Consider the following 3,267-nt stretch of genomic DNA (forward strand, 5'->3'; position numbering starts at 1 on the left):
TGTTATTCCTGATAAAGGTAATGATTATAGCTATATCATGAAAAAAGGCTTAAAAGGAATCTGGAGAGCAGATAAAACTAAATTACCTGAAATCATATCGTCAAATATCAATAATGAAAAAGTAATTCAAAATAAAAACAATGTTAGCTACGATTCATTCATATCTGTTTATAGATGGGAAGATTTCGTTAGAAACTTTGAAAGTTGTATTAACATAGCATATGATAAGGCAACAAACCTTTACGAAAACTACAATATAAGTAAATAAAAAAGAGGAATTATTCCTCTTTTTCTTTTGAATATGTTTTTTCCAAATATGCATATAAGAATGAAATACCAAGTAATATAAAACCTAGAATAAAATACGTAATCATTCTCACAAAAGTATCAAGATCTTGTCTATAGAAATCATATATAAAGAATTTTCCCAAACTATAATAAATAGAACCAAGTCCAATTTTTCTTGTCAGTGTCCAGTTCTTTCTAAATCCTACAAGGATTCCAACTGCAGATGCAATTAAGAAATAACTAGATAAGATAACCTTGTCAAACTCAATATTAATATAATTATGAATGAAGAAACTTTGAACAAGAACTCCAATTCCAAACAATACCATGAAGAAGTTTTCTTCATATTCCTCTTCATAATATAAACGATATATTTCTCTTAAAGATACTACAATATATCCGTTCATAACAAGCATAAATAAGAACTTAAATACATCACTAAACAAACTGAAATTGTGATCGAAATATACCAAGTTAATCGCAAATGTTAATAATATAATAATCAAATGAATCCCTGATATAAAGTATTTACGATATTGCAACTTCCATATTGATAGTTCACATAAATATCTATAACCAATAAACAAAATCAATACAGATGCTAATAGATATGATAAATCTGTACTAAACAAATCATTTGTAAATGTTATAACAACGGGAATCAATGCTAGTAATGTAATACTATGTGCAAAAATCCCATCCTCATCGTGTTCGTCTTTGAAACGATACTTCATAAACATATTAACTAGAAGCATAGTAATCCCCATTAACATTGTTACAAATACAATGTTTGATTGATCAAACAAAAATGTACCATCTGTTATAAGATGATTAATATTAGTGACAATCACCAGAGCACCAAGAATATAAGAAATCGCCTTATGTAGATCTTGTTTGGTGAACTTCCCTAGAATATAGAAGATTAATGTTTCAACTATTAAAAGTATATTTCTTACATCAAACTCAAAGTTTGACCTTGATCCTAGTGGTCCACTTATAAATGTATATAGAAATCCTACTGCTGCAATCACAATAATGAAATATTGCTTTAATTCAACGTAATCGTTATCCTGTTGTCTATACATATAAGTATAAAGAGGAATAAATGAGACTATAAACAATAAAATAACGTTAGAGCCATTTATCATTCCAAAAGTATATTCAAAACTCAATGATATTAATAAGGAACCTAAAAAGATAAGTATCATTGTTTGAAGTGCTGTAACTATGTTTGCATTGAAACTTTGCTTTTCATTTGTATACATCGCAATTACATACCCAGTAAATAATCCAAATAATCCAAGTATAAAAATACTAAGTGAAAAGAATCCTGTATGTACTGAGAGTTGAATATTTATATACATCGTAATAATGATTAATATTATTGTATTTACTGAGAAAGATAAAACTCTCATCAATGGTTTTGATTCATAATGGAAACGACTATATATATACGTTATATACGTTAGTATAATAGTGAACATAATCACTTCAATTAAAACATAAATACCACTAGATGGTTCAATACCAATGACAAATATAAGTGCTGCTAAATAATAGAATCCAAATAGAATGATATCAAGAAAATCATATCTTCTATCTTTAAAATAAATAAAACTTGATGTGATTAGTCCAATTAGTAAGTAAGCTAGTACATGATTACTGATCAGTCCAAAGCCATCTTTTGCCAAAATAAAACTATACATAATAACAAATAAACTTAGTCCATAGAACACATTACTAAAGACAATCGCTTTTTTCTTTTCAGCAATATACGCAATTCCAAATATAAATACACCAACTAAAAATATCAGGATAACTCTACCAACTTCATTTAACCAGTTAACATATGCTAATTGTCCAAATGAAATAACACCTAAAAATATTAATATCGTTGCTATTTTAACAATAATGTTCTTTCCAAGGAAGAATTCCACTAAAGGACTTTGCGTCTTAGGTGCCTTATTAATTTTACTTTGAGGAACTTTTGGTTTTAGAACAGTTGTGTGACTCTCATCTCTTTTTTCTTCAACCTTAACTTCTTCAATAATGTTAGCATCTTCTATAACCGGTTCTTTCATTACTGGTTCAGATACAACAGTTTGCTTTGTTCCGCTCTTAAGAAAGTATTGGATTTCTTCTTTAAGTTTTGAGTTTTCAGCTTCCAACTTACGATTTCTATCATATACACTCTTCACTTCGTTTTTAAGATCGTTTACCAAATCAACAAAATCTTTCTGAGCTTCCACTACTTTTTTTGTCTTATCAAACAGATCATTACTACTCATTATAAAACCCCCTTATTCAATTCATTATATCATTCTGAGGAATAGACTACAAATGTCCCTGTACACATATATGTAGGTGGTCTCTACATATATATCAAAAGAAAAACCCTAACTGAATGTAGGGTTCTTAATTATTATACTTCGTTTTCTTCCTCGTCATCTTCATCATCATCATCAAATCCATCAGAATCTGGTTCATCGAGTTCTACTTCTTTGTCCTTATTGTTCTCTTTGATTTTGTAAGTATAAACTACTTCTCCTAATTCGTTAACTGTTTCTGTGATTTTAACTTCACCTTTGACACCGTTTACTTCATATTTTAGTTTATATACTACTTCGCCATCATCTTCAACTTCACGTTTGAATGAATATTCGTTATCGTCTTCTTTAATTGTTAATTTGTATTCATCTTCTTCAACTGAGATTTTAATCTCTAGTTCACTCTCAACACCGGCAATATTCTTTTCTATTTCGAATTTTTGCGTTGTGTCGTCTTCTTCAGTTTCAAGTTTGTAAGTAATTGTGATTGTGTCTTCACCATTTGTAGCAACTAAAACCATTTTCTGTTCATTTTCTTCTTCATCGAAATCGTCTGACTCATCTTCTGTTTCAAATTCATCATCGTCATCATCTGTATCTAGTTCATCACTGTTGTCATCATCGTCGTCATTTTCTTCACCGATTTCATCAC

2 protein-coding genes and 1 pseudogene are annotated in these 3,267 nt (G+C 29.0%); 1 reads left to right on the forward strand and 2 read right to left on the reverse strand.

All coding sequences use genetic code 11. From position 1 onward, the window contains the following. Window positions 1–268, forward strand: a 268-nt coding sequence (locus tag AC2LE6_RS08740) for a hypothetical protein (RefSeq protein WP_484478876.1), incomplete at its 5' end; no start/stop codon positions are given. 10 nt (window positions 269–278) lie between these two features. Here the strand turns inward: AC2LE6_RS08740 and AC2LE6_RS08745 are convergent. Both AC2LE6_RS08745 and AC2LE6_RS08750 read right to left on the reverse strand, forming a co-directional pair. Continuing rightward, the gene (locus tag AC2LE6_RS08745) at window positions 279–2,576 is read right to left on the reverse strand and encodes a hypothetical protein (RefSeq protein WP_484478877.1); all 2,298 of its coding nucleotides are present in this window, start codon (window positions 2,574–2,576) and stop codon (window positions 279–281) included. Between the two features lie 134 nt (window positions 2,577–2,710). Then, a pseudogene (locus tag AC2LE6_RS08750) lies at window positions 2,711–3,267 on the reverse strand (hypothetical protein); the annotation flags it as partial.

This window comes from Candidatus Izemoplasma sp. (assembly GCF_982632705.1).